The sequence below is a fragment of the Arthrobacter sp. StoSoilA2 genome, from assembly GCF_019977195.1.
GTDB lineage: Bacteria > Actinomycetota > Actinomycetes > Actinomycetales > Micrococcaceae > Arthrobacter.
The window spans coordinates 2979835-3006201 of sequence record NZ_AP024643.1 but is presented as its reverse complement, the minus strand read 5'-3'; the positions used below and the strand labels follow the sequence as shown (position 1 = coordinate 3006201).

Genomic DNA, 26367 nt, shown 5'->3' with positions numbered 1-26367 from the left:
GTCAGTTTTTGCTTTTAAGGGGTTCCCGCGCCACCAGCCAGCCAGCGGCGGTGAGCAGCAGAACTCCGCCGGTGACAGCGAAGGCGAGCCCGTAGCCGAGGCGGTCGGCGAGGATCCCGGCTACGACGGGGCCGATGATGGCACCGGTGTCTGCGGCCATCTGGAAGACCGCCAGTACTTTGCCGCCGGAGCGTCCCCGGCCTATGACATCAGCGACAGCAGCCTGCTGGGCCGGGCCCAGCAAGCCGGAACCGAAGCCCGCCACAGCGGAAGCCGCGAAAAATGCGGGAAGGTCTGTGGTTAATCCGATGACACCGGTGGCGAGGCCAGTGATGACAAGACCGGGAATGAGCAGGGGCTTCCTGCCCCAGGCATCGGCGAGGCGCCCGGAGAACGTCAAAGCAATGGCATTGCCCACGGCAAAGACGGCCAATGCCCACGCCGCCGTCTCAGGCCGCGACTGAAGCGCCGCGACGGCAAAGAGCGGGATGGTTGCCATCCGGACGCCAAAGGTGACCCAGCCATTTCCGAAGCTGGAAAAGACAGCCGCCCGGTAGGCTGAGTCGGCCAGCGCCTCCTTCAATGTCATGGGCGGAGAGGGGGTGGCATCCTGACCGGGGGTACCCTCGCCGCTAAGCATGGTGCGGACAACCAGCGCCGCGAGGAGCAAAGCTCCCGCATAGGCAAGGAACGGTACCCGAAGGCCGAAGCCTGCCAGGAGGCCACCGACAACCGGCCCCAGGACGCTGCCTATCAGAAAGGCCGATGCGTACGCACCTGATACGCGTCCCCTGCGTTCCGGCGGTGCCAGACGGATGAGCAGCCCCATGGCGGCGACTGTGAACATTACGGAACCCGCTCCGCCAAGGCCCCGGAAAATCAGCAGCTGCCAGTAATTCTGGGCGAACGCACAGGCGGCAGTGGAAACGGCAACGATCAAGAGGCCGGATACGTACACGTTCCGCTCACCGAAGCGTCCGATGAGTGAGCCCCCCGCCGGGGCGAAAACCAATCGCATGAAAGCGAAGATGCTGACAATGACGGCGGCGGCGGTGGCGCCAACGTCGAAGGTGGTGGCGAATTGGGGGAGCACCGGCGCTACAAGCCCGAAGCCCAGCGCAATTAAGAACGCTGCCGCCAACATCACCTTGATGTCGCGGGGCAGCGGTTCCTTCTCCCGCCGGATCCTTGGATCTTCAACGGATCTGGGCGACTCAGTCATGCGGTGCGGGTCCTTCAATTCTGGGTATTTGCGGGGAAGTGTGACGCATGAAACATATCCGTAACAACGGTGATATGCACCATTTACGTTGGGGAGGTTGTTGTAACGAGCCCGCAATGTAAAACCTGCGCAGGCGAAACACGGCGGCACAAAAATCTTAAGCAGGACGCAAAACGGCGTCAGGACGGCGGTTGAACCGCAGATCTAGCAAGAGAGGAACGTGCACCATGGAACTTACCGCAGGTCACGTATGGGTCATGGTGGCGGCGGCACTCGTGCTGTTCATGACTCCCGGTTTGGCATTCTTCTACGGCGGCATGACCCGCGCCAAGGCAGCCCTGAACATGATGATGATGAGCTTCATCTCCATCGGCATCGTGGGTGTGGTCTGGGTGCTGTGGGGCGCGTCGATGAGCTCAGGCGAAGGCTTCATGGAGATCGTGGGCAATCCGTTTGCCACCTTCGGCCTTGAAGGTATCACCACACCCGATGGTTTGATCAAGGTCGGCTACGCGGCCACCTTCGCCATCATCACGGTAGCCCTTATCAGCGGCGCCATCGCAGACCGCGCCAAGTTCGGCGCCTGGAGCCTGTTCGTTCCCGTTTGGGTCACCCTGGTCTACTGCCCGCTTGCCTACATGGTCTGGGGCGGCGGCTTGTTCGGCCCCGAAGGCGCGATCGGCAAGGCCCTTGGCCCGGCCATCGACTTCGCAGGCGGCACCGTGGTGCACATCAACGCCGGTGTTGCAGCACTTGTCCTCGTTCTGATCATCGGTAACCGCCGCGGCTTCGGCAAGGACCCGAACCACCGCCCGCACAACATCCCGTTCGTCATGCTCGGTGCAGCCATCCTCTGGTTCGGCTGGTTCGGCTTCAACGGCGGTGCAGCAGCCACTGCTGAGCAGGCCGGCCTGATCTGGATCAACACTTTGGCGGCCCCCGCCGCAGCCATGATCGCCTGGCTCGTCACCGAACGCATCCGCGATGGCCACCCGACCTCATTGGGTGCAGCTTCCGGTGTGGTCGCCGGCCTGGTTGCCATCACTCCCGCTTGCGCCAATGTCAGCCCGGTGGGTGCCCTTGGACTCGGTGTTGTAGCCGGTGTCGCTTCAGCCCTGGCAGTCGGCCTGAAGTTCCGCTGGGGCTTCGATGACTCCCTGGATGTTGTCGGCGTCCACCTCGTGTCGGGCATCATCGGCACCGTGGCTCTTGGTTTCATCGCCCTTCCTGTCGACGGCGTTGGCGGTGGCCTCTTCTACGGTGGCGGCATGACGCAGATGTGGGCACAGCTCGCAGCTGCCGGCGTCGCAATTGCCTTCTCGGCAATCATGACGGCCATCATTGCCTTCGCAATCCACAAGACCATGGGCTTCCGGGTCTCCACCGAGCAGGAGAGCGTGGGTGTCGACCTCAGCCTCCACGCCGAGACTGCCTACGAGTTCGGCGTCGGTGGCCACGGCGGAAGCTTCCAGCCGCTGCACGACCTTGTTACGGGCAAGTCTGAAGAGAAAGCTGCCGCCGAAGGCAAGGAGAGTGTCCAGGCATGAAGCTCATTACAGCGATCGTCCGCCCGGAAAAGCTCGAAGCAGTCCGGGAAGGCCTGGAAGCGTACGGGGTCCAGGGTTTGACGGTCAGCGCGGCAAGCGGCTACGGCCGGCAGCGCGGCTACACCGAGGTGTACCGCGGCGCCGAGTACAACGTGGACCTGCTGCCCAAGATCCGCATCGAGGTTCTTGCCACGGACGAGCAGGCAGATGACATCCTGGATGTCCTCATCGCCAGCTCCAACACAGGACGTGCCGGAGACGGCAAGGTCTGGACCGTGGATGTTTACGAAGCAGTTCGGGTTCGGACCGGTGAGCGCGGCTCAGCCGCCATCTAGGTCCTGAAACCAGGTTCATACACAAGGCGGGCCGGGTACCAGTAAAGGTACCCGGCCCGCCTTCTGCGTCCCCGGCCTGCTGAAGCAACGCGGGGTCACTTACGGCCCGTGGTGAGGCCATTTATGGGCCCTAAGTGACCCCGCGTTGCGTTAAGGCGCGACGGCGGTAGGCCAGTCCGCGGGTCCGGTGCTACCGGCGTCGTACTCATCCAACGGGACGGCGCCCCGCTCCCATGCCCGGAGGACCGGCTCTATGATTCGCCAGCAATCCTCGGCGGTGTCGCCCCGGACTGAAAGCAGGGGATCGCCGGTGACGATGCCCTCAAGGACTTCGCCGTATGGCAACATGCCCGGCTCGTTGAGCTCGGTCACGAGGCTGGCGCGGTCCAAGGTGAAGATGTCCCCGGGGCCGTTCACATCGACGTCGAGTTGGAGCACATCCGGACCGAATCCAATCCGCAGCTGGTTGGGGGAGTCCACGCCGGAGAACCCCGTGGGCAGGTGCGGTACGGGACGGAAAGTGATCACCGCTTCCTTCCGCCGGCGCCCTATGGCTTTACCGGAGCGCAAAAGGAAGGGAACGCCCTTCCAACGCCAGTTATCGATGTCCACCCGCACCTCGGCAAGCGTTTCGGTATTGCGGGCAGGATCAACGCCTTCCTCGGCGGTGTAGTCCGGCACTGTCCGTTCGCCGAGGGTTCCTGCCGCATAGCGTGCCCGCCGGGTTGACTCGCGGTAAGGGGCCTTGACGCTGCTGGCCCTCAAGACCGTGGCCACGGCATCACGGAGATCACGTTCATCGATGCTGGCTGGTGCATCGATCGCGATAAACGCCATGATGTGCAGCAAATGGCTTTGGATCATGTCACGCAAGGCACCAGCGCCGTCGTAGTAGCGGGCCCGTCCTTCAAGTGCCAGGTCCTCGTCGAAGACGATTTCCACCTTTTCGATGTGGTCGCGGTTCCACACTGGCTCAAGGAACCGGTTGGCAAAGCGCAAGCCAAGGATGTTCAGGACTGTGGCCTTGCCCAGGAAGTGGTCAACGCGATGGATGTGGTCCTCCGGGACCAGCGTGGCCAGCGTTTGGTTGAGTTCGCGTGCAGATTCACTGCCCGAGCCGAAGGGCTTTTCCAACACCAGGCGCGTGCCGGCTGGCAATTGCCCGCGCCGCAGGACCTCGCATGCCTTCTGGCTAACGTGGGGCGGCAGGGCGAAGTAGATGGCGATGGGTCCCTCCAAGCGTGCCAGGAGGTCTGCCAGCGGGCCGTCGGCCGTGACGTCCAACTGGTGGTACTCGGTGGATTCGGCCACGTTTGCCAAGGCATTACGCCCGCCCGCATCGGCTGCCTTTGACGCAGCCGCAAATGCTCCAGTGACCCTCTCCTGCCATTGTTCCGGCGACCAGGGGTCGGACCCCGCGCCCACCAGCCGCAAACCTGGCGCCCTGCCCGTGGCGATAAGCCCTGCAAGTCCGGGGAGGAGCAGCCTTCCCGTAAGGTCCCCGGATGCGCCGAGGATGAGCAACGTTTTCACAGTTGTTTTGCTGGTCACTGTGCCAGCATGCCATCTTGCAGGTGCGACTTGGTACCCTAGATAGTCGAGTCCCCTGATTGGCGCAGATTTGTTGGGGTTGAGGCAAATTTGTTGGGGCAGGATTAAGTCAAGACTCTGGCGTGCCGCATTGGCCGCCAATCGCAGACCATCGAAAGAAGTGCACGGCGCGTGTTCAATTCACTCTCTGACCGGTTGACAGCAACCTTCAAGAACCTCCGTGGCAAGGGCCGCCTCTCCGAGGCTGATGTCGATGCCACCGTCCGGGAGATCCGCCGCGCCCTGTTGGACGCGGATGTTGCCGTTTCGGTGGTCCGCGAATTTACCTCGCGGATCCGCGAGCGGGCTCTGGGTGCTGAGGTGTCGGGTGCGCTGAACCCGAGCCAGCAGATCGTCAAGATTGTCAACGAGGAACTCGTTGAGATCCTCGGCGGTGAAACCCGGCGTATCCGGATGGCCAAGACCGGCCCCACTATCATCATGCTTGCCGGCCTCCAGGGTGCCGGTAAGACCACCCTTGCCGGCAAGCTCGCCAAGTGGCTGAAGGCCCAAGGCCACAGCCCCATCCTCGTAGCTTGCGACCTCCAACGGCCCAACGCCGTGACGCAGCTCCAGGTTGTCGGCCAGCGGGCAGGCGTTCCTGTCTTTGCGCCTCACCCCGGAGCCACCTCGGAGTTGGAGCACCCGGCCGGTGACCCGGTGGCGGTTGCCAGCGCCGGTGTGGCGGAAGCACGCCAGAAGCTGCACGACGTCGTGATCGTTGACACCGCCGGACGCCTTGGCGTCGACGCCGAGATGATGGACCAGGCACGCCGGATCCGCCAGGCGATCATCCCGAACGAAGTGCTCTTCGTGATCGACTCCATGATCGGCCAGGATGCCGTCAACACGGCCATGGCGTTCGACAACGGCGTTAACTTCACCGGCATCGTGCTGTCCAAGCTCGACGGCGATGCCCGCGGTGGTGCCGCACTTTCGGTTGCGTCCGTCACGGGTAAGCCGGTCATGTTCGCGTCCACCGGTGAAGGTCTGGACGACTTCGAGCTCTTCCACCCGGACCGTATGGCGTCGCGCATCCTGGACATGGGTGACGTCCTGACCTTGATCGAACAGGCTGAAAAGGCCTGGGACAAGGACGAAGCTGCCCGGATGGCGAAGAAGTTCGCCGACCAGGAAGACTTCACCCTGGACGATTTCCTGGCCCAGATGCAGCAGATCCGCAACATGGGTTCCATGAAGAAGATGCTCATGATGATGCCGGGTGCCCAAAACATCCGCCAGCAACTGGAGAACTTCGACGAACGCGAAATCGATCGCGTCGAGGCGATCGTCAGGTCCATGACGCCGCACGAGCGCGTGGCTCCCAAAATCATCAACGGCTCCCGCCGGGCCCGCATAGCAAAGGGTTCAGGTGTGCACGTCTCCGAGGTCAACGGCCTCCTGGAGCGCTTCGCCCAGGCCCAGAAAATGATGAAGAAGATGGCCCAGGGCGGCATGCCCGGTATGCCGGGCATGCCTGGAATGGGTGGCCCCGGTGGCGGCCGCAAGGGTGCCAAGAACGCTCCTAAGAAGAAGGCGCGCTCCGGCAACCCGGCAAAGGCAGCCCAGGAACTCCGGGAGGCCGAAGCCAAACGTGCCAACGCGGCCTCGGCAGCTCCTACAGGAGCGGCGTTCGGTCAGGGCGCTGCGGACTTCGATCCGTCCACGCTGAACCTCCCCAAGGGCTTCGAGAAGTTCCTGGGCAAGTAACCCGGAACCTCCGACTCAACACTGTGACAGTTGGCGCCGTTATGAATGCACATAACGGCGCCAACTGTTTTTGGGCAGCGATGTCAGGGCTCTGGACTAGGGTGAATCCATGCACAAGCAGCGCGTAGTCTTCGTCCACGGTCTGGGGAGCTTTGGCGCCTCGGCATGGCCCAGGCAGCACGGCATGGCCCTGTCATATGACGCACTTTTCCTCCGCCGGCACGGCTTCGATCCCGTCGCTGAACCCCTGGAATCGGACGTCGCTGCGGATATCGGCATCGTCGTTGCTTCGCTGGAGGACGCCGGGGGCGGGCACGTCGTGGCGCATGAGCAAGGTGCAATCTCTGCCATGCTCGCAGCAGTTGAACGCCCGGACCTGGTGCACTCACTGACACTGGTTGAACCGGCTTGTTTATCCTTGACCGCCGAGCTGCCGGCCACCACATTCCATCGTTCGCTCATGGAGCCGTTGTTTGACGTGCGGAACCAGGTTCAGGATGCCGACTACGAACGCGAGTACTTCAGGCGTGCATTTTCGGCCGAAGCCAGTGGGCTGGACACACCCGAAGCCCGCCGTTCCGCACGTCGCCTCCGGCTTCAGGCGCCTCCTTGGGAGGCGCCCCTGCACATCGTTCCCGGCGTGCCTACCCTCGTCCTTACGGGCGGGTGGGAGCCCCTGTACGAAGAAATCGCCGGGTACCTGGAGGACACCGGTGCCCTCCGCCGCGTAGCAGCTGGAGGGCACCGGCCCCAGGACTCGGTGGATGGCGACCGGATTATTCGCTCATTTGTGGCCGAGGTTGTCCGGACGAGGTCAGTTAAGGTTTCCTGACGCTCCGGCCGCGTGGGTAGAGGGGAGCTGCAGCTCAGGCAGGTACACCTTGCCACCTGAAGCCAGGAATTCTTCGCTCTTTTCCCGCATGCCGTCGTATATCCCCGCAATAGCTGCCTGCGCGTCGGCCGAACCGAACTCGTCCCTGATGTCCTGGCTGATACGCATCGAGCAGAATTTGGGTCCGCACATCGAGCAGAAGTGTGCGGTCTTCGCCGGTTCCGCTGGCAGTGTTTCGTCGTGGAATGCCTCGGCGGTGACAGGGTCCAGGGACAGTGCGAACTGGTCCCGCCAACGGAACTCGAACCTGGCCTTGGAGAGAGCATCGTCGCGTTCGTTTGCGCCGGGGTGTCCCTTGGCGAGGTCCGCCGCGTGCGCTGCGATCTTGTACGTGATCACACCGGTCTTCACATCGTCCTTGTTTGGCAGCCCCAGGTGCTCCTTGGGAGTCACGTAGCAGAGCATGGCGGTGCCGTAGCGGGCGATTTCTGTGGCACCGATTGCCGAGGTGATGTGGTCATAGCCGGGAGCAACGTCCGTGACCAGCGGTCCCAACGTATAGAAGGGGGCACCTTTGCAGAGTTCCTGTTGGCGCTCCACATTCTCGCGGACCAAGTGGAAGGGAATATGCCCGGGTCCTTCAACCATTACCTGGACATCAAATTCCCATGCCCGCTGGGTCAGTTCGGCGAGCGTGTCCAACTCGGCGAACTGGGCGGCGTCATTGGCATCTGCCGTGGCGCCCGGGCGCAGCCCGTCACCGAGGGAGAAGGCGACATCGTACTTGGCGAAGATTTCGCACAGCTCATCGAAGTGCGTGTAGAGGAAGTTTTCCTGGTGGTGCGCCAGGCACCAACCCGCCATGATCGAACCGCCGCGGGACACGATGCCGGTGACGCGGTTGGCTGTCAGCGGCACGTACCGAAGCAGCACGCCGGCGTGGATGGTCATGTAGTCCACACCCTGCTCGCACTGCTCGATCACGGTGTCGCGGAAGATCTCCCACGTGAGTTTATTGGCCTCGCCGTTGACCTTTTCCAGGGCCTGGTAGATCGGGACAGTTCCTATGGGCACGGGGGAGTTGCGGATGATCCACTCACGCGTGGTGTGGATGTCATCGCCGGTGGACAGGTCCATAACGGTGTCGGCACCCCATTGGGTGGCCCACTGCAGCTTGTCTACCTCTTCGGCAATGGAGCTCGTGACGGCGGAGTTGCCGATGTTGGCATTGATCTTGACCAGGAATGCCTTGCCGATGATCATCGGCTCGGATTCCGGGTGGTTGATGTTGTTGGGAATGATGGCCCGGCCTGCGGCGACTTCACTCCTGACGAGTTCAACTTCGCAGTTCTCACGCAACGCCACGAACTGCATTTCAGGCGTGATGATGCCCTTCCTGGCGTAGTGCATCTGGGTGACGGTCTTGCCTTCGACGGCGCGGCGGGGCACCGGCTGCGCGCCCTTCCACTCAGCTGACGCTGCGCCTCGGCGGACGGCCGACTTGCCGTCGTCGAGCAGGTTCCGTTCGCGGCCGGAGTAGGCTTCCGTGTCGCCCCGGCCCTCAATCCATGCGGCCCGGAAGGGCTCCAGGCCCACTACGGGATCACTGCCGGGCCCCGCGGTCCGGTACACCTGCAGCGGAGCGTTTGCCTCACCGTTTGGGGACGGTTCAAGCGCGATTTCCGTGACGGGGACGCGAATGCCGTTGGCGGGGTCTTCCAGCCAGGCCAGCGAATGGGACTTCAGCGACTGCGTGACGGTTTCAGCCGCCTTTTCGCTGGTGTTGGCCTGGTTTTCGGCAGGGCTGTGCTGTGTTTCGGTGGTGCTCAAAGGATTACTCACTTCCTTCGCCGGCATTACCCGGACAGGTTCAACGGTCGCAGACTGCTTCAGTCCGATCTCAGCCCCTGCAGGGGCCCCCGTGTGGTCGTAGACGAAGCTACCACAGCTCCGATCCGGGGCCCAGTCATGATCCAAACGCAGACCCGTTGGTAAACCTGTGTCATGCAGGGCAGATTAGGCTTTTGCCATGGCCAACATCATCGAATTCACCGGTCCTGTGCTTGTTGCAGGAGACGACCAACGGCACGGGCTGTGGTCCGTTGATGGCAACCTGACGTTCGAACGTCCCGTTGCCGCACCCGATTCCATACTGGAGGGATGGGTCCTCCCTGGGTTTGTGGACGCCCATTGCCACATTGGACTTGGCGTCGGCGGGGCAGTTGATGAGCAGACAACCCTTGCCCAGGCCCAAGCCGACCTGAAAGCCGGCACGTTGATGATCCGTGACGCCGGCTCGCCAAGCGATACACGCTGGGTTCAGCGGCGGGAGGATCTCCCACGGCTGCTTCGTGCCGGGCGCCACATCGCCCGGAGCCGGCGTTACCTGCGTGGATTGGGTCACGAAGTGGAGCCCGGCGAACTCGTGGAAACAGTCCGCAAGGAAGCCCGGGATGGGGACGGTTGGGTGAAACTCGTGGGCGACTGGATCGATCGCGGTGCCGGCGACCTCGCGGTTTCCTTCCCTCGGAACGTGGTGCGGGATGCGATTGCTGCCGCCCACGACGAAGGGGCCAGGGTGACGGCCCACTGCTTCGCTGAAGACACTATTGATGACATGCTCGACGCCGGGATTGACTGCATTGAGCACGCCACCGGCCTTTTGCCCCGGCACATTCCCCGCCTGGTGGAGCAGTCTGTCCCGATTGTTCCTACGTTGGTAAACATCGCGACTTTTCCGGATATCGCAGTCCAGGCCGCACCTAAGTTTCCGGTCTACGCCGAGCACATGACCCGGCTCTGGGAGCGACGACGTGAACGGGTGCTCGAGGCCTTTGAAGCCGGTGTTCGCATCTACGCGGGAACGGACGCAGGGAGTGTGATCAAGCACGGCAGGATCGCTGATGAAATGCAGGAACTTTACGACGCCGGCCTGCCAGCCACTGCCGTACTGGACGCCGCCACGTGGGGCGCACGGGAGTGGCTGGGAGCCGAGGCCATCAGCGAAGGGACAAGTGCCGACGTCGTGCTGTGCCGGGATGATCCCAGGGAGAACCTCGCAACTGTGGCAAGCCTGAACCATGTAGTCCTTCGCGGGGAAGTGGTCTACTAGGAATAAATTGAAGCTTCAAGTAATTTAGATAGGTAGAACGTGCCGAAGGGCGGCCACCTATGAACCGGGAGCTTCACATGACGACGACATCCAACCAGGATCTCCTTCCTGCCGAACTCACCATGGGCACGGTCATGCTCAAGGTCGGCGATATGAAGGTCATGAGTGACTACTATCAGCGGGCCTTGGGCTTGGAGATCGTGGCCGAGCAGGATGGCGGGCTGTACCTGGGACGACTGGGCAAGCCTGTAGTCCACCTCGCTCCCGCGGCCGGCCTGCAGATTCCAGGCCGTGGGGAAGCGGGGCTTTTCCATACCGCCATCCTGTTCCAGGACCAGCCTTCCCTGGCAGCCACCATCGCCACGGCGGCACAGTACGAACCGCGCGCCTTTGTGGGCAGCGCCGACCATTTGGTGAGTGAAGCGTTCTACTTCACCGATCCGGAAGGCAACGGCATCGAGCTCTACTACGACAAGCCGCGCGATGTCTGGCAGTGGGATGGCAAGAATGTGGTGATGGACAATGTTGCCTTGCCGCCGCAGCGTTTCCTCCAGCAGCACTTGAGCGAGGCTGCCGTGACTGGCCAGCGGGAAGCCGCTGCCGGCGTCGGGCACGTGCACCTTCAGGTAGGTGACGTGCAGACCGCCCAGGATTTTTATGTGGACACGCTGGGTTTTGAGAGGACTGCGGGCTGGCATGGGCAGGCGTTGTTTGTTTCTGCGGGCGGCTACCACCACCATATGGCGATGAACGTATGGAACAGCCGGGGGGCCGGGCCCCGCAGGGATACGCTGGGCCTGGGCGAAGTCCTGATCGAGGTTCCATCTGCCGAGGATGTCGCCGCACTGGCTGACCGGCTGAAAGTTGCGTCCGTGGCGAACCACCATACGGGCCTGGAGTTGCAGTTCGAAGACCCCTGGCGCAACAATCTGAGCGTGGCAGTTCGCTAAGCAACCTCCCACTGCCTTTTCGAGGGCATGGGCCGGGACTGCACTAGGCTGGGTCTTGACGGTATTCGCCCCCCGGGCCCTTGCCGCCGCCCCGTCAGCACGAACGAATGAGAGCACTCTCCATGGGCTTTGCCGAAATTTTTGTAGCCACCCACGATGAAGCCCTCAAGAGGGCGGCTGCCCTGGACCGGGGCGCCGACGTTACCGGTCCCGCCGTCAGGATTGATGGCATCACCGACTTTGAGGTCGAGCAACTGGGTGACCTTGCCGGCAAAGCCGTTCATGCTGCCGGCGCAGACTACGAACTGGCGTTGGTGGACGTCACCAGCGACGCACTCCTTGGTGTTCCAGAGGCGATGGTGAGGGCGCTTGCCGAGCTGCTGACGTACGAAAGCGAAGGCGACGGGAACGTTCTTGACGACGTCGCTGCGGCCTGGGCAGCGCAGGAAGACATGCCTTTTGGCGCGGACGAATCGCGTCGGTACGTGCAGCAGTTGGCCTCCTTGGCTACTGACGTGGAAAAAGCGGAGCGGTCAGGGCTCTACGTCTGGTCTGTCTGACCGTTGGGGCCGGGAGTGGCGAAAGTCGTAATTACTTCCCGCATCTGGCACAATGGTCAGGTACTTGATTGGCACGGCCCCTCTCTCCGTGCCCAAATCTTGTCCTTTCGAACCCCCAAGTATGGCCCGCCCCACGGGTGCAGAACGTCGGGTTCAACCCCGTTTCAGAAACAGGAGTGACCACAAAAGTGGCCGTAAAGATTCGCCTTAAGCGCTTCGGTAAGATGCGCGCACCGTACTACCGCATTGTCGTCATGGATGCCCGCGCCAAGCGCGATGGCCGTGCCATTGAAGAAATCGGCAAGTACCACCCCACCGAAGAGCCGTCGTACATCGAAGTCGCTTCCGAGCGCGCCCAGTACTGGCTTTCCGTTGGCGCCCAGCCGACCGAGCAGGTTGCCGCGATCCTTAAGATCACCGGTGACTGGCAGAAGTTCAAGGGCCTGCCGGGCCAGGAAGGCACCCTGAAGACCAAAGCTCCGAAGGAAGCCTTCGTAGCCCCGGAGAAGGGTTCCGTCATCATTCCGGAAGCCATCACCAAGAAGGCCAAGAAGGACGAAGCTGAAGCTCCGGCCGAGGCTGAAGCAGAGACCACCGAGGCTGAGTAAATTGCTGGCAGAAGCGCTCGAGCACTTGGTCCGTGGGATCGTTGACAGCCCTGAGGATGTCAAGGTCAGTGCCAGGAACAACCGCCGCGGGGAATCCCTTGAGGTGCGTGTTCACCAGGAGGACCTCGGACGGGTGATCGGCCGTCAGGGACGTACCGCACGCGCATTGCGCACTGTGGTTGCAGCCCTGGCAGGTGGCGAGCAGGTCAGGGTCGACGTCGTCGACACCGATCGTCGCCGGTAACGCGCTCAGCAATACTTGTCTTAGATCCGGCCCCTTCACCGAATATGGTGGAGGGGCCGGATTGCTTTATCGATCATTTCACTTCCGCTGCTGCCCGGCAGCGCGGGCACAACGAGAATTCAGAGGAACCCATGCAGCTCCAGGTGGCCCGGATCGGCAAACCCCATGGCATACGCGGCGAGGTGACGGTGCAAGTGCTCACCGACGCCCCCTCCGAGCGCTTCGTCGCTGGAACCGAATTCGTCGTCGAGCCGGCCTCTGCGGGCCCGCTGACCATCCGAAGCGCCAGATGGAACAAAGACATCCTCCTGCTGGGCTTCGAAGAGATTGCAGATCGCAACGCCGCCGAGGCCATCCGTGGTGCGAAGCTTTTCATCGAAACCGAAGAACTCGATGACGAAGACGACGAAGGCTGGTATGAGCACGAACTCGTAGGGTTGGAGGCGCGGGTTGGCTCACAGGTTGTGGGCAAAGTTGCCGCTCTGACCACACTGCCGGTCCAGGACCTGTTGACCATTAAGACGGAGGAAGGGAAGGAAATCCTGGTTCCCTTCGTCGATGAGATCGTGCCTGAGGTCAACATCGAGGACGGCTTCATTCTCATCACACCGCCTGCTGGTCTCTTCGAAATCAACGATGACACGGCCGGGGAGTCCAGGGACGGCGCCGGGGATGATGCCTGAATGAGGATCGATGTCGTCAGCATCTTCCCTGAGTACCTTGCCCCGCTTGAACTTTCGCTGATAGGCAAGGCACGCCAGGATGGGCTCCTGGAACTTAACGTCCACGACCTCCGGACGTTCACCACTGACAAGCACCGGACCGTGGACGACACTCCTTACGGGGGCGGCGCCGGCATGGTGATGAAGCCCGAGCCGTGGGCGCAGGCGCTCGAGTCGGTCGCCGCGGTTCGTGAGGGCACCAAGCCTGTGCTGATCGTGCCTTCGCCGGCAGGGGAAAGGTTCACCCAGGCCCTTGCCTATGAGCTCGCCGAAGAGGAACAGCTGGTCTTTGCCTGCGGGCGGTACGAGGGAATTGACGAGCGCGTCATCGACTGGGCCCACGAGCATTTCACAGTGCGGCCTGTCAGCCTTGGCGACTACGTACTCAATGGCGGCGAAGTTGCTGTCCTGGCCATGGTGGAAGCCATCGGTCGTTTGCTTCCAGGCGTGGTGGGCAATCCCGAATCGCTCGTTGAAGAATCCCACTCGGACGGCCTGCTGGAGTATCCGGTGTATACCAAGCCGTCCTCATGGCGGGACCACGAAGTGCCTCCGGTCCTGCTCAGCGGCAATCACGGAAAAATCGCGCAGTGGCGGCGTCACGAACAGTTCCGTCGCACTGCCGAGCGCCGTCCGGACCTCCTTGACCACTTCGACGCCGGTCAGTTGAGTCGTGCGGACCGCAACGCACTCGCGGACCTGGGTTACGACGTCGTGGATGGTCGCCTGCGCCGCCGCACGGAAAGCAATGCGACATAGCGGACCCGCTGCCCGCCCCCGGGCATTGCGAGTCAGCATAGTTGGCCCGATGCCGGGGCGTGTGGCAGAATTAACCCTTGTGTCTGCTGGGCCAGCACCTGCCACAGGGGGAGCGAAGCCAACAGCCGGACAACCCGGTGCCGCCAATCAGTGGCGGAATCGGACACTAAGAAACTTCGGCGGAGATTTCCGGTTGGCTTTGTGCCGCGGGCTTGTCCGCCGTAACCCAAAGTGGATGACCTGTGGCGTTCACCAGGAGTGGATTAATGCATATCCTCGATAGCGTAGATGCAGCCTCGCTGCGTAACGATGTTCCCGAGTTCCGCGCGGGTGACACCCTCAAGGTTCACGTCAACATCATCGAAGGCAAGAACTCCCGTGTCCAGGTATTCCAGGGCTTCGTCCTGGGCCGCCAGGGTGACGGCGTTCGTGAAACCTTCACCGTGCGCAAGGTTTCCTTCGGCGTCGGCGTAGAGCGTACCTTCCCGGTACACTCCCCGATCATCGACAAGATCGAGGTCGTCACCAAGGGTGACGTCCGTCGTGCCAAGCTTTACTACATGCGCGCACTGCGCGGTAAGGCTGCGAAGATCAAGGAAAAGCGCGACTTCGCGAAGTAAGTCCACGACTTACGCAACGGGTCCAGGATCCGTGCCCGGTTTGTTCCGGAGCAATCCGCAACGCAACAGGGATACGAGTCATGGACACATCAGAACGCCAGCCCCGGAAACAGGGCTGGCGTTTTGTTTTGCTGGCATTGGTCCTTGCCGTCGCAATCAGTGGCCTGGTCCGCTCTTTGTGGATCGACGTCTACTACATTCCTTCCGAGTCCATGGAGCCGTTGCTGGGCACGGGGGACAGGATCCTGGTTTCGCGGACGGCGTTCACCGCCGGGCCCATCCAGCGTGGAGACGTGGTTGTCTTTGATGGGCGTGGGTCGTTCGCCCCGCTCAGCAGCGGTAAGGGTCCCCTTGTTGATGCGGCTGCTGCAGCAAGCCAGTGGTTCGGGCTCACGGGAAGCGACACCACATATGTGAAGCGGGTTATTGGGGTTCCGGGTGACCACGTTCAGTGCTGCTCCCCCGACGGCCGCCTCACAGTGAACGGTCAGGTACTTGAGGAACCCTATGTTTATCCCGGAGACGAACCCAGCAAACAGAAGTTCGACGTCGTAGTCCCCGAGGGCCGGCTCTGGCTGATGGGCGACCACCGATCCCGCTCTGCTGATTCCCGCGGACTGCTGGGAGCGCCCGGTGGGGGAATGGTCCCGCTTGACCGGGTGATCGGCAGACCGGTCCAGATTATCTGGCCCCTTGATAGATTTGCAGAGGTGCCTCGCTCCGCGCAGGCCGAACCATCAAAGAACGGACAATAAATGCCGGACAAAGTTCCCGAGAATCCCGAGCGGCACGACGACGACGCGCGGCTCTCGGACGGAACGGCTGGCGTGGCCGGAGTGGCTGAGCCCAGCCCGGTCGCTGACGCTGCTGACGATACCGGCAACAAATCCGAAGAGGGCGAAAAGCCCCACAGGACCCCTGTCCTTGGATGGCTGAAGGAAATCGTCACGGTCGTGGCCATTGCCATAGTGCTCTCCTTCCTTATCAAGACCTTCCTTTTCCGGGCGTTCTACATTCCTTCTGAATCCATGGAAAGCACCTTGGACGTGAATGACCGCATCTTCATCAATCTGCTGGTGCCGGAGCCCTTCGCCTTGGAACGGGGCGACGTCGTGGTTTTCAAGGATTCGCAAGGTTGGCTGCCCGCAGTTCTCAAGAAACCGGCGGGACCCCTTGATTGGGTAGGCGACACTTTGGAATTCGTCGGGTTGGCAGCCGACGACAATGAGCAGCACCTGGTCAAGCGCGTGATTGGGCTTCCGGGCGATCATGTTTCCTGCTGTGACGCGCAGGGTCGGGTCAGCATCAATGGCAAGCCAGTGGACGAAACATACATCAATCCCGCGGAAGTGCCCCAGCCCAACCCGTTTGACATCGTCGTTCCAGAGGGCAAAGTCTGGGTGATGGGAGACAACCGCAACCACTCGGCCGATTCCCGGGCGCACCAGGAAGTCAATGGTGGTTTCATTAATATCGAGGACGTTGAAGGCAAGGCCACGGTCATCGCCTGGCCCGTCAACCGGTGGACGGTGCTGGACAATTACCCGGATGTCTTCAAGAACGTTCCCGCGGCCACGTCAGGAAAGTAACGGCCATGGGAAGCACCCGGCTGAAAACCAAGACACCGACCGACGTTCCAACCCTGGACGTCGAGCGTTCCTTCCTGTCTCCCCGGGTTCGACTGCTGGCAGGTGTGGACGAGGTTGGCAGGGGAGCCCTGGCTGGCCCCGTGAGTGTGGGAATCGCAGTGGTCAATCTTCAGGACCACGCCCTTCTGGCCGATGTCAGGGACAGCAAATTGCTCAAGCCCGAGGATCGCGACAGGTTGGAGCCTTTGGTCCGTGACTGGGCTGTAGCGTCCGCAGTTGGACATGCGTCCGCCCGCGAAATCGATGAGGTGGGTATCATAGCTGCCCTGCGCCTGGCGGGAACGCGGGCGTGGTGTGAGATTCTGGCCGGTGGCATCACGCCCGACGTCGTGTTGTTGGACGGCAGCCACAACTGGCTTTCTCCGGAAGTTCAAGCTTCACTGTTCGACACCGCACCCACAGGACCCTGGTGTGAAGCTCCGGTCCACACGAAGGTAAAGGCAGACATGAGCTGTCTCAGCGTGGCTGCTGCCAGTGTTTTGGCAAAAGTAGCTCGCGATCGGATCATGGTTGATCTCCACTCTGAAGTACCGGCGTACGGCTGGAACGAAAACAAGGGTTACGCCACCGCAGCCCATCGCGAAGTGATCAGGCTGCAGGGTCCCAGTGCCTATCACCGGACAAGCTGGAACCTCACCGGGCCGGACGTTGTCTGACTGCTTGCTTGGCAGCGTGTGTCCTGCTGATGGCGTCCGGTGCGCGGCAGATGGTGCAAGATGGAACTATGAGCGCCGAGGACCTTGAGAACTATGAAACCGACATGGAGCTGCAGCTCTACCGTGAATACCGGGACGTTGTCGGTTTGTTCAGCTACGTTGTCGAAACTGAGCGGCGTTTCTACCTGGCCAACCATGTTGATTTGCAAGCCCGCAGCGCAGACGGCGAAGTCTATTTCGATCTAACCCTGCAGGATGCCTGGGTTTGGGATGTTTATCGTTCAGCCCGCTTCGTGAAAAATGTCCGGGTCATAACGTTCAAGGACGTCAACGTCGAGGAACTTCCACGCAATGAAGACCTTGCGTTGCCCAAGGATGGAGGCCTGGGAGATCTGGGCGATCTCGGGAATTAGCCCCGCTTCCGCATAACTCTTCCTCCACAAGACGGTGATGTGACGGGTTTACCCACATAGCGCCGGGACTGTCTGTCACCGACCGCTGCCAGCGTGAAAGCTGGGTAGCGGAGGTGGTGCTCATGAGGGCAAAAGACATTCTTGGCCGTAACGGTGAGGCTTTGGCCGCAGGATTCCTGGAAGGCCAGGGCATGCGGATCGTCGATCGAAATTGGCGGTGCGCCGACGGTGAAATCGACATCGTGGCGCTGGAGGGCGACACCCTGGTGGTCGCGGAGGTAAAGACCCGCAGCAGCCTGGATTACGGACATCCGTTTGAAGCCGTGGGTCCAGCCAAGCTGGCACGCCTGCACCGGCTCGCGTCATCGTGGTGTCGGGAACATGAACTGAATGCTCCGCAAAGACGTGTGGACGTGGTGTCGGTCATCCATGACGGCATTGGAGACCCCCAGGTGGAACACCTGAGGGGTGTTGGCTGATGGGGGTCGGACGCAGCTACTGCATTGCCCTGGTTGGCCTCAACGGCTACATCGTCGAGGTAGAAGCCGACATCGGCCAGACGCTTCCCGCTTTCGTGATCCTGGGCCTCCCGGATGCCGCATTAAACGAAGCCAAAGAACGAATACGCTCCGCGGCACAGAACTCGGGAATTCCTCTGAGCCGGAGGAAGATCACCGCCAATCTCATTCCAGCATCCTTGCCCAAACGTGGTTCGGGCTTTGACCTTGCCATCACCATGGCTGTTCTCCGTGCTGCGGAGGACATTCGTTCGATCGATGGAACAGTCTTCATTGCCGAGCTCGGTTTGGACGGCCGGCTTCGGCCGGTGAGGGGCATCCTCCCGGCCGTGATGGCTGCCGTCCAGGCGGGGTATCCGGAGATTGTCGTAGCAGAAGCAAACGTCGCGGAGGCAACATTGGTGCCGGGGGCTCGCGTCAGGGGATACCGGACTCTTGCCCGGCTGGCCTACGACTTCGGTGCGGACCCCAAAGAACTCGCCCTGGACTACGACCCGCCCGGTGCTGATCCCGGGGATGAAAATGATGACGCAGAGGGCATCGTGCCCGATCTTTCCGACGTTTCGGGGCAATCTGAGGCCCGGCGCGCCCTGGAAGTCGCAGCGGCAGGTAGCCACCATATGCTCCTGACCGGTCCACCGGGTGCCGGTAAAACGATGCTCGCAGAGCGTTTGCCAGGACTCTTGCCGGACCTGGCGGACAAGGCGGCAATGGAGGTTACTGCCATCCACTCCCTGGCGGCGGTCCGCTCATCAACCGGAACATTGCTCCGGAGGCCGCCGTTTGAGAATCCCCACCATAGTGCTACTTCAGCTGCCATCATCGGCGGAGGCTCGGGGCTTCCCCGTCCGGGCGCTGCCTCGAGGGCACACCGTGGGGTCCTCTTCCTGGACGAGGCTCCCGAGTATGAACGACGCGTCCTGGATGCCCTGCGGCAACCCTTGGAGAGCGGCGAGCTGGTCATTCACCGTTCGGCGGGAACGGCAGCTTACCCCGCTCGGTTTCAACTGGTACTGGCAGCCAATCCTTGCCCATGCGGCAAAGCCTCGGGCAAGGGGATGGACTGTACCTGCACCGCAATAATGCGGCGGCGGTACTTCGGCCGAATATCTGGTCCTCTCCTGGACCGCGTCGACATACAACTCCAAGTGGAACGTGTGTCCCTTGCCGATTTTGGACAAGCAGGTACCGAAGAGCGAACGGACGCCGTTGCAGGACGGGTACTGGCTGCGAGGCTGAGGCAGGCCGAGCGCCTGGGGGCGTTCGGCATTGAGACCAATTCCCAAGTGCCGGGACGCACCCTTCGTGGGGAACTGAGGCTGGCACAGGGCACCACCCGCATCCTGGACACGGCCTTGGAGCGAGGCATTCTCACTGCCCGGGGATACGACCGCGTCCTTCGCTTGGCGTGGACGCTGGCAGACCTGGACCATAGCAGGGTTCCCACTGCAGACCACATCGGACAAGCTCTCGGCCTCCGGCAAGCAACGGCGACGACATGAAGGACAACGTGACGAAGGACGAAGTGACAACGGAAGGCACAAGCGCAGCCGTGTTGGGGAAACAGGAAAAGGAAAGGCTTGCACGGGCAGCACTGGCGCGTCTGATGGAACCACAGGATTCCGTGGGGCTCGCCTTGGTTCATGCTGTTGGAGCTGTTGACGCACTGGGTATCGCGACCGGAGAACTTGCTGTCGGCCCACGCCTGGAACAGGAAATTTCCACCCTACTGACCGAAAGCGGAGGCCCGGCTTCCTGGCCGGGGCTCACGGCCAGCAAGCGACGGTGGGCTCCACGTGTTCCGGACCTCGCACCGGACCGCGACCTGGAGACGATGAAGAGGCTCGGTGGCCGCCTGATCGTTCCCGGCGACGAGCTATGGCCAGGGCAATTGTCTGACCTCGGCCTCCAGGAGCCTTTGTGCCTGTGGTGGCGTGGACACGAGCAGCCCCTTCCCTCAACGCGTCAGACCATCGCGCTGGTGGGGTCCAGGGACAGCACGAGCTACGGAGCATCTGTGACGGGGGACCTTGCCTACGGCTTGGCCCAACGTGGATACTGCGTAGTTTCCGGTGGAGCCTATGGCATTGACGCCCACGCCCACCGTGGGGCCCTTCGTGGCGGGGTGTCGAACGTACCGACCATTGCAGTCATGGCTGGGGGAGTGGACCGCTTCTATCCCTCCGGGAACGAGGATCTGCTTCGTGCTGTGGCCAACCAAGGAGCGGTGATTTCCGAGGTGCCACCCGGATCTGCCCCTACAAGGTACCGGTTCCTGCAGCGAAACCGCCTCATCGCTGCGCTGGCGGCTGTCACGGTGGTAGTGGAAGCACGATGGCGCTCAGGCGCACTGAACACGGCCCATCACGCCGAGAGCATAGGGCGGGTAGTGGCAACTGTCCCGGGATCCATTCACAGCGCGAATTCGGCTGGGTGCCACAGGCTGCTCCGCGATGGCGGGGCGATCTGTGTGACGGACGTCGGAGAAATTGCTGAGTTGGCCGGTCGAAATGGCGAGGTGATCGGCTCCGAGAAGGACTCGCCGGCCGCGCCTCATGATGGCCTGTCCTTGGAAGACCTGATTCTCCTGGACGCCTTACCGCTTCGATCGGCAAGTTCCGTGGAGAAACTCACAGTAGTTGCCGGCCTCAGCCCGGACACTGTTCGCGCGGGCTTGGGGCGATTGGGACTGCTGGGACTCGCGTCCTCGGAACGGGGGGCCTGGAAGCGCACCAAGAATGCGTAGGGCGGACAAGTAGCGAAGCATGTTGATACGCAGCGACGGTCCAAGTTGCTGGCAAACTTGGAAGGGTGGACGCAGAATTATTGCCAGCATCGCTCAAGAGCGCAGCGGAGGGATTCGAACGCTACCTACGCGGTGAACGCGCGAGGTCGGCACATACTGTCCGCGCCTATCTGGCAGATGTGCACAGCCTTCTCGGATTCGCGGTCCAGGAGGGAATACGCGATCTCGACGAATTGGAATTGGGTTCTCTGCGCCGGTGGTTGGGCGCACAAAGCGAAGCCGGCATGGCCCGGTCCACCCTCGCCCGCCGGGCTGCCACGGCGAGGTCGTTCACTAAGTGGGCTTTGAGGGAGGAACTCATCGCCACGGATCCAGCCATTCGGCTGCAGGCTCCTAAACGCGTGAAATCGTTGCCTGGAGTCCTGCAGCAGCAGCAAATTCTCAGGGTCGTGGATAGCCTTGACGCTGCCGCGGCGGATGGAAGTCCTCTGGCCATCCGGGATCGAGCGATGGTGGAGTTGCTGTACGCAACTGGCGTGCGGGTTGGGGAGCTTGCCGGGCTGGACATCGATGACATGGATCCGGATAGACGGACCCTCCGCGTCATTGGCAAGGGAAACAAGGAGCGTACCGTTCCTTTCGGAGTTCCAGCTGCCCTTGCCATCGACGACTGGCTTCGCCGTGGACGCCCGGCGCTGGTAACTGCCACGAGCGGGCCGGCTCTGTTCCTGGGCGTGAGAGGAAACCGCGTTGACCCACGCCAGGTCCGTGCGGTTGTAGCCGTCCTGCTGGAGGCACTTGGCGACACGGCTGCAACGGGGCCCCACGCCTTGAGGCATAGTGCCGCGACCCATCTGCTGGATGGTGGGGCGGATCTTCGCGCCGTGCAGGAAATTCTTGGTCACAGTAGCCTCGCCACTACCCAGATATACACCCACGTTTCCGTGGACAGGCTTCGGAAGAGCTACCAGCAGGCACATCCCCGGGCCTGAACATAACGCCCAAAGAGTCGCACTGGCGGAAAAGCGAAGGGTACGGCAAAATGAAAGCACCACCGCCGAACCTTCAATTTAGGGTTGAGGGTTCGTTTCGTGTCACAATCTAAGAGTCTTAGCTAATTGAATAGCCTGCAGGGTCCATAAGAATGACAGGGCCGGGCAGCAACAGAAAGACATCCGCTGCAGAGGTCGTTGGGGAAGACGTACCTACAGCTATGGAGGATGGAATGTCTGTTGCAACAACCCGCGGTGTCCTTTTCGTGCACTCGGCCCCTACGGCGTTGTGCCCGCACGTTGAGTGGGCCATCGGATCGGTCGTGGACAAGCGGACCGATCTTGAGTGGACCCCTCAGCCAGCTGCGCCCGGGATGTTCCGTGCCGAACTGTCCTGGACAGGTGCGCCCGGCACGGGCGCCCAGTTGGCGTCTGCTCTTCGGGGCTGGGCACATCTGCGGTACGAGGTGACTGAAGAACCGAGCCAAGGCGTGGACGGGGCCCGCTGGTCGCACACTCCGGAATTGGGGATCTTCCATGCTGTCACGGATGTGCACGGCAACATCATGGTCAGTGAGGATCGCATCCGCTATGCCTATGAGTCAGGAGCGGGAGACCCGTCGGCCGTTTACCATGAGTTGTCGTTGGCCCTCGGCGAAGCCTGGGACGAGGAACTGGAGCCCTTCCGCCACGCCGCTGAGGGCGCCCCGGTCCGGTGGCTGCACCTGGTCGGGTAGCAGCGACGCCTGACCGCCACAACATTCCCATAGCAACAGAGAAGGGCCCACCTGATGGTGGGCCCTTCTCGTTAATTCACCTCACGGCATCCGGCGGACGCAGCTCCTAGACGTTGCGGACGGCGATGACAGCGTTGTGTCCGCCAAATCCGAACGAGTTGCTCAGCGCGACGATGTCGCCCGAAGGCAGGTCACGGGCGGAGGTTACGACGTCGAGGGGGATCTCGGGATCCTGGTTCTCAAGGTTGATGGTGACAGGTGCCTTGCGCTCATAGACGGCCAGCACAGTGAGGACAGCCTCCACAGCCCCGGAGGCGCCCAGGAGGTGCCCCATCTGGGATTTGGTGGCAGAGACCGCCACGTTGTCCACGTGGGTCCCCAAGGCGGCACGGAGGGCCGTGTACTCGGGCTTGTCGCCAACCGGTGTGGAGGTGGCGTGGGCATTGACGTGGACTACGTCTTCAGCCTGGATCCTGCCGTCAAACATTGCGGCCTTGAGTGCGCGGGTGGCGCCGAGACCTTCGGGGTCAGGAGCTGTGATGTGGTAGGCGTCAGCTGTGACCGAGGTTCCGGCAAGCTCAGCATAGATGCGGGCGCCGCGGGCGATCGCGTGCTCTTCTGCTTCAAGTACCAGGGCACCGGCACCCTCACCCATGACAAAGCCGTCACGGTCGACGTCGTACGGACGGGAGGCGCGCTCGGGATCGTCATTGCGGCGTGAGAGTGCCTGCATGGACGAGAAAGCCGCCAAGGGCATGGGGTGAATGGCGGCTTCCGCCCCACCGCACATGACCACATCGGCCTTGCCCGAGCGGATCAGGTCCAAGCCAAGGTGCAGGGCCTCGGTACCGGATGCGCAAGCCGAAACTGGAGTGTGGGCTCCGGCGCGGGCGCCGAGGTCAAGGCTGACGGCAGCGGCTACGCCGTTGGGCATAAGCATGGGAACGGTCATTGGCAGGACCCTACGGGGGCCCTTGTCCCTGAGGGTGTCCCATGCATCAAGGAGCGTCCATACGCCGCCGATACCCGTGGCAAAGGCCACCGCCAGGCGGTCGTGGTCGATGTCTTCGATGCCAGCGTCAGCCCATGCCTCCCGGGCAGCGATGACACCAAACTGCGTGGATGGGTCCATGCGCTTGGCTTCCACCCGGCTCAGGACTTCCAGGGCCGGCGTCGAGCACCGGGCAGCAAAGTGGACGGGGAGGTCGTACTTGGCCACCCACTCGTCTTCGAGCGTGCGGGCACCTGAGACCCCTTTCAGCGCGTTCTGCCACATTGTGGGGACGTCGCCGCCGATGGGAGTGGTGGCCCCCAGACCGGTTATGACTACTTTGCGTGCCATGCGATCACTCTCTGTCGGATCAGCCATCCCGTCTGCGGTTTTTGCAGGGGACGGCAGGAAAAACTTTGGGCGTTACTGCGGCTGTGCCGGGCACAGGGTCAACCACCCCGGCCCGGCACAGCAGGTACCAGGCTTAGGCCTGGGCGTTTGCGATGAAGCTGACGGCGTCGCCGACGGTCTTGAGGTTCTTGACCTCTTCGTCCGGGATGCGTACGCCGAACTTCTCTTCGGCGTTCACGACGATGGTCATCATGGAGATGGAGTCGATGTCCAGGTCCTCGGTGAAGGACTTGTCCAGCTCGACGGCTTCGGTAGCCAGGCCCGTTTCTTCGTTGACGATTTCAGCCAGGCCGGCCAGGATTTCTTCGTTGCTAGCCATTGTTGGCTCCTTTTCTTGTTGTGCCGGCTATGCCGGAAAGGGGGCAAACCGCGGTTACGGTTTGGGTTTGTAAGTCATATTCAGTTGGCTGGAGGCCGCGGGGCCTGTCCAGGTCTATGGCAGGACGACTACCTGGGCACCGAATACCAATCCAGCGCCGAAGCCGATCTGCAATGCCAATCCACCGCTGAGTCCAGGGTTCTCCTGAAGCAGGCGGTGCGTGGCCAGCGGGATGGAAGCGGCTGACGTATTGCCGGCTTGGGCGATGTCGCGGCCAATGAGGACTGTCTCGGGAAGCTTCAGCTTCTTCACCATCTCATCGATGATGCGCATGTTCGCCTGGTGGGGAACAAACGCGGCGAGGTCGCTGGCTTCGATCCCGGCAGCGTCCAACGCTTGCTGGGCCACCTTGGCCATCTCCCACACGGCCCAACGGAAAACAGTCTGGCCGTCCTGACGCAGCGTAGGCCAAACATCCTGCGTTGCAGAGATGATTGCGAGGTCATCTGTTTCGTCCGAGTGGCGGGCGGATTCACCCAGCTTCTTGACGTCTTCCAAAGAGTGGGTCATTCCGATCGCGTCCCACTTGCTGCCATCCGAGCCCCATACTGAAGGCCCGATGCCGGTAGTGTCGGAGGGGCCCACCACTACTGCGCCGGCACCGTCGCCGAGCAGGAATGAGATGGTGCGTTCGTGGTTGTCGATGACGTCAGAGAGTTTCTCGGCGCCAACCACCAGAACATATTCGGCAGAACCGGAGCGCACCAGCGCGTCCGCCTGGGCAACGCCGTAGCAGTACCCTGCACAGGCGGCGGAGATGTCGAAGGCGGGTGCCGGCGTCGCGCCCAAACGCTCCGTAAGGGCAGCAGCGGCTGACGGTGTTGCGTAAGGATGCGTCACGGTGGAGACGATGACTGCACCCAGCTGGGATGGTTCGATCCCGGCCTGTTTTATGGCCTCGCGGGCGGCACCTTCGGCCATGTCGATGACGCTGACATCGGCAGCTGCGCGGTGGCGGGTGATGATGCCGGTGCGCTGACGGATCCATTCATCCGAGGAATCGATCCACTGGCAGACGTCGTCGTTGGTGACGATGACATCGGGACGGTATGCGCCGATGCCCAGGATGCGGGCGTTCTCGTTGACCGTAGCTTTCTTGAGTACGGGAGTGCTCACGCCTGTCCCTCCAGTTCAGCGAAAAGTGCCAGCGCCGCAGACAAATCGTCCGGGGTTTTGACAGCAACTGTCTTGACTCCGGGCATTCCACGCTTGGCCAAACCAGCAAGGGTCCCGGCGGGAGCGAGTTCGATCACACCGGTGACTCCGCGGGCGGAGAGGTTCTCCATGCACTGGTCCCATCGGACGGGCCGGGACACTTGTGCAATCATGCTGTCGACGGCGGCAGTACCCGCCGTTACTTCCTTGCCGTCGTAGTTGGACAGAAGGGGGACCGTCGGATCCTGCGGGGACAAGGAAGGCTTGAGGGCTTCCAGCGCGCTGACGGCGGGAGCCATGTGCGAGGTGTGGAAGGCGCCGGCAACCTTCAGGGGAATGACGCGTGCCTTGGCCGGCGGGTTGTCAGCCAAAGCCTTGAGCTGCTCGAAAGTTCCTGCGGCCACTGTCTGGCCGGCTCCGTTCACATTGGCGGGAGTGGCGCCCGACGCCTCGATGGCGGCGAGGACCTCCGCGGGGTCACCACCGACCACTGCACTCATGCCCGTGGGGGTTACCGCTGCTGCGGCAGCCATACTGTTGGCCCGCTCGCGGACGAAAGTCATGGCTTCCTTCTCAGTGAGGACGCCGGCAAGGGCTGAAGCCGTGATTTCACCGACGGAGTGCCCTGCAAGCACAACGGGAAGTGTGTTGAGTTCGACGTCGAACAAAGACCTGGCTGCCACCAAGCCCGCGGCCACGATCAGGGGTTGGGCCACTGCGGTGTCTTTGATGGTTTCTTCATCGGACGTCGTTCCGTGGGCCTTGAGGTCGATGCCTGCGATCTCGCTCAGGGTGGCCAATTGGCCTTCGACGGAGGGGAGTTCCAGCCAAGGGGCCAAAAATCCAGGGGTCTGGGAGCCCTGTCCAGGGCAGACGATTGCAAGCACGTATCCAGCTTTCCAAATTGCC

At 62.2% G+C, this 26367-nt stretch carries 28 protein-coding genes and 1 riboswitch; of the genes, 21 read left to right on the top strand and 7 right to left on the bottom strand.

Annotation, left to right across the window (positions count from 1 at the left end):
* Position 1: 1 nt before the first annotated feature.
* Complete coding sequence (locus LDN82_RS13665; protein WP_224164586.1) at positions 2-1222, bottom strand: MFS transporter; 1221 nt, start codon at positions 1220-1222, stop codon at positions 2-4.
* 227 nt (positions 1223-1449) lie between these two features.
* Here LDN82_RS13665 and LDN82_RS13660 point away from each other — a divergent pair, with 227 nt between their 5' ends.
* Both LDN82_RS13660 and LDN82_RS13655 read left to right on the top strand, forming a co-directional pair.
* Positions 1450-2769 (top strand): ammonium transporter, encoded by a 1320-nt coding sequence (locus LDN82_RS13660; RefSeq protein ID WP_224164585.1) that lies wholly within the window; start codon positions 1450-1452, stop codon positions 2767-2769.
* A complete protein-coding gene (locus LDN82_RS13655; RefSeq protein WP_223933265.1) occupies positions 2766-3104 on the top strand; it encodes a P-II family nitrogen regulator in 339 nt (112 codons plus the stop codon). The genes LDN82_RS13660 and LDN82_RS13655 overlap by 4 nt, the downstream gene beginning before the upstream one ends.
* Before the next feature lie 150 nt (positions 3105-3254).
* Here LDN82_RS13655 and LDN82_RS13650 read toward each other — a convergent pair whose 3' ends face one another.
* Positions 3255-4655 carry a glucose-6-phosphate dehydrogenase gene (locus LDN82_RS13650; protein WP_224164584.1) on the bottom strand — a complete coding sequence of 467 codons (1401 nt, stop codon included), beginning with the start codon at positions 4653-4655 and terminating at the stop codon, positions 3255-3257.
* Positions 4656-4826: 171 nt separating this feature from the next.
* Here LDN82_RS13650 and ffh point away from each other — a divergent pair, with 171 nt between their 5' ends.
* Entirely contained in the window at positions 4827-6404 is a 1578-nt protein-coding gene (ffh, locus tag LDN82_RS13645) for a signal recognition particle protein (RefSeq protein ID WP_224164583.1), read from the top strand.
* 109 nt (positions 6405-6513) lie between these two features.
* Positions 6514-7236 (top strand): alpha/beta hydrolase, encoded by a 723-nt coding sequence (locus LDN82_RS13640; protein ID WP_224164582.1) that lies wholly within the window; start codon positions 6514-6516, stop codon positions 7234-7236.
* On the opposite strand, the gene thiC is transcribed toward LDN82_RS13640, so the two are convergent.
* On the bottom strand, positions 7219-9066 hold the full coding sequence (gene thiC / locus LDN82_RS13635) for a phosphomethylpyrimidine synthase ThiC (protein ID WP_275964515.1): 1848 nt from the start codon (positions 9064-9066) through the stop codon (positions 7219-7221). The two genes, LDN82_RS13640 and thiC, sit on opposite strands and share 18 nt — an antisense overlap.
* A riboswitch (TPP riboswitch) is annotated at positions 9062-9169 on the bottom strand. It overlaps the preceding gene by 5 nt.
* A 96-nt stretch (positions 9170-9265) precedes the next feature.
* Between thiC and LDN82_RS13630 the strand changes: the two genes are divergently transcribed.
* The 17 genes from LDN82_RS13630 to LDN82_RS13550 all read left to right on the top strand — a co-directional run bounded on the left by LDN82_RS13630 (position 9266) and on the right by LDN82_RS13550 (position 22522).
* Positions 9266-10348, top strand: a complete 1083-nt coding sequence (locus tag LDN82_RS13630; protein ID WP_224164581.1) for an amidohydrolase family protein — start codon at positions 9266-9268, stop codon at positions 10346-10348.
* 77 nt (positions 10349-10425) lie between these two features.
* Positions 10426-11298, top strand: coding sequence for a VOC family protein (locus tag LDN82_RS13625; protein ID WP_224164580.1), 873 nt, complete (start codon positions 10426-10428; stop codon positions 11296-11298).
* Between the two features lie 107 nt (positions 11299-11405).
* The gene (locus LDN82_RS13620; protein WP_224090783.1) at positions 11406-11858 is read left to right on the top strand and encodes a hypothetical protein; all 453 of its coding nucleotides are present in this window, start codon (positions 11406-11408) and stop codon (positions 11856-11858) included.
* 188 nt (positions 11859-12046) lie between these two features.
* Positions 12047-12466: a 30S ribosomal protein S16 gene (rpsP, locus tag LDN82_RS13615; RefSeq protein WP_017199647.1), complete on the top strand. Its 420-nt coding sequence runs from the start codon at positions 12047-12049 to the stop codon at positions 12464-12466.
* A gap of 1 nt (position 12467) precedes the next feature.
* Positions 12468-12710 carry an RNA-binding protein gene (locus LDN82_RS13610; protein WP_144659985.1) on the top strand — a complete coding sequence of 81 codons (243 nt, stop codon included), beginning with the start codon at positions 12468-12470 and terminating at the stop codon, positions 12708-12710.
* Positions 12711-12841: 131 nt separating this feature from the next.
* Positions 12842-13393 (top strand): ribosome maturation factor RimM, encoded by a 552-nt coding sequence (gene rimM / locus LDN82_RS13605; protein ID WP_224090781.1) that lies wholly within the window; start codon positions 12842-12844, stop codon positions 13391-13393.
* Entirely contained in the window at positions 13394-14191 is a 798-nt protein-coding gene (gene trmD / locus LDN82_RS13600) for a tRNA (guanosine(37)-N1)-methyltransferase TrmD (RefSeq protein ID WP_224164579.1), read from the top strand.
* 266 nt (positions 14192-14457) lie between these two features.
* Positions 14458-14811 (top strand): 50S ribosomal protein L19, encoded by a 354-nt coding sequence (rplS, locus tag LDN82_RS13595; protein ID WP_014922079.1) that lies wholly within the window; start codon positions 14458-14460, stop codon positions 14809-14811.
* An 80-nt stretch (positions 14812-14891) separates the two neighbouring features.
* On the top strand, positions 14892-15566 hold the full coding sequence (lepB, locus tag LDN82_RS13590) for a signal peptidase I (RefSeq protein ID WP_224090770.1): 675 nt from the start codon (positions 14892-14894) through the stop codon (positions 15564-15566).
* Positions 15567-16400, top strand: coding sequence for a signal peptidase I (lepB, locus tag LDN82_RS13585; protein ID WP_224164578.1), 834 nt, complete (start codon positions 15567-15569; stop codon positions 16398-16400).
* 5 nt (positions 16401-16405) lie between these two features.
* On the top strand, positions 16406-17116 hold the full coding sequence (locus LDN82_RS13580) for a ribonuclease HII (RefSeq protein WP_224090766.1): 711 nt from the start codon (positions 16406-16408) through the stop codon (positions 17114-17116).
* A gap of 68 nt (positions 17117-17184) precedes the next feature.
* The gene (locus tag LDN82_RS13575; RefSeq protein WP_216923842.1) at positions 17185-17529 is read left to right on the top strand and encodes a DUF2469 domain-containing protein; all 345 of its coding nucleotides are present in this window, start codon (positions 17185-17187) and stop codon (positions 17527-17529) included.
* A 113-nt stretch (positions 17530-17642) separates the two neighbouring features.
* Positions 17643-18008, top strand: coding sequence for a YraN family protein (locus LDN82_RS13570; protein WP_224164577.1), 366 nt, complete (start codon positions 17643-17645; stop codon positions 18006-18008).
* On the top strand, positions 18008-19549 hold the full coding sequence (locus tag LDN82_RS13565) for a YifB family Mg chelatase-like AAA ATPase (RefSeq protein WP_224164576.1): 1542 nt from the start codon (positions 18008-18010) through the stop codon (positions 19547-19549). The genes LDN82_RS13570 and LDN82_RS13565 overlap by 1 nt, the downstream gene beginning before the upstream one ends.
* Positions 19546-20793 carry a DNA-processing protein DprA gene (gene dprA, locus LDN82_RS13560; RefSeq protein WP_224164575.1) on the top strand — a complete coding sequence of 416 codons (1248 nt, stop codon included), beginning with the start codon at positions 19546-19548 and terminating at the stop codon, positions 20791-20793. The genes LDN82_RS13565 and dprA overlap by 4 nt, the downstream gene beginning before the upstream one ends.
* 65 nt (positions 20794-20858) lie before the next feature.
* Positions 20859-21785, top strand: a complete 927-nt coding sequence (locus LDN82_RS13555) for a tyrosine recombinase XerC (RefSeq protein ID WP_224164574.1) — start codon at positions 20859-20861, stop codon at positions 21783-21785.
* Positions 21786-22018: 233 nt separating this feature from the next.
* Complete coding sequence (locus LDN82_RS13550) at positions 22019-22522, top strand: DUF3145 domain-containing protein (protein WP_224164573.1); 504 nt, start codon at positions 22019-22021, stop codon at positions 22520-22522.
* A gap of 106 nt (positions 22523-22628) precedes the next feature.
* Here LDN82_RS13550 and LDN82_RS13545 read toward each other — a convergent pair whose 3' ends face one another.
* From LDN82_RS13545 to LDN82_RS13530, 4 genes are all read right to left on the bottom strand, one after another.
* The gene (locus LDN82_RS13545; protein ID WP_224164572.1) at positions 22629-23864 is read right to left on the bottom strand and encodes a beta-ketoacyl-[acyl-carrier-protein] synthase II; all 1236 of its coding nucleotides are present in this window, start codon (positions 23862-23864) and stop codon (positions 22629-22631) included.
* A gap of 133 nt (positions 23865-23997) precedes the next feature.
* Positions 23998-24243 (bottom strand): acyl carrier protein, encoded by a 246-nt coding sequence (locus LDN82_RS13540; protein WP_011692310.1) that lies wholly within the window; start codon positions 24241-24243, stop codon positions 23998-24000.
* A 114-nt stretch (positions 24244-24357) separates the two neighbouring features.
* Positions 24358-25419: a beta-ketoacyl-ACP synthase III gene (locus tag LDN82_RS13535; RefSeq protein ID WP_224164571.1), complete on the bottom strand. Its 1062-nt coding sequence runs from the start codon at positions 25417-25419 to the stop codon at positions 24358-24360.
* Positions 25416-26345 (bottom strand): ACP S-malonyltransferase, encoded by a 930-nt coding sequence (locus LDN82_RS13530; protein WP_224090757.1) that lies wholly within the window; start codon positions 26343-26345, stop codon positions 25416-25418. The genes LDN82_RS13535 and LDN82_RS13530 overlap by 4 nt, the downstream gene beginning before the upstream one ends.
* Between the last annotated feature and the right edge of the window lie 22 nt (positions 26346-26367).